General features: G+C 49.2%; 1 protein-coding gene. It reads left to right on the plus strand.

Features of this window, described 5'->3' with window-relative positions; all coding sequences use genetic code 11:
• On the plus strand, positions 1-610 hold a 610-nt coding region (gene mobH / locus R7044_RS26480), incomplete at both ends, for a MobH family relaxase (protein ID WP_225456145.1).

The following is a 610-nucleotide window of genomic DNA, read 5'->3' on the forward strand; positions in this document are numbered from 1 at the left end:
TTTTTCAAACCAAAGCACTACCAGAGCTGTCATCGCAACTGGATGCAGAAATCCCACGCTACCCGCCATTCCTAAAGGGGTTGCCAGCTGCATCACCCGAGGATTTGCAGTCCACACAAGACGAGCTAATTGCCAAACTGCGCCAGGTAATAGGCTTTAATCAGCGTGATTTTCAAAGGCTGATTCAACCCTGCATTGATCATCTTGCTGCTTATGTTCATTTGTTGCCAGCTTCTGAGCATCATCATCACAGTGGCGCTGGTGGTTTATTACGTCACTCGTTGGAAGTTGCTTTCTGGGCGGGACAAGCAGCTGAAGGGATCATCTTTGTTGCCAGTGGCACACCGGTTGAGAAAAAAGAGCTAGAGCCAAGGTGGCGTGTTGCGGCGGCTCTTGGCGGTTTGTTCCACGATATTGGTAAGCCAGTTTCAGACCTGTCTATCACAGACGAAGATGGACGCTATCAGTGGAACCCTTTTTTGGAAACCTTATCTCAGTGGACCACAAATAACAGCATTGAACGCTATTTCATTCGCTGGCGCGACGGACGGTGCAAACGGCACGAGCAATTCTCAATTCTGGTTTTAAACCGGGTGATGACGCCTGAGTT

This window comes from Vibrio sp. 1402 (assembly GCF_033340275.1).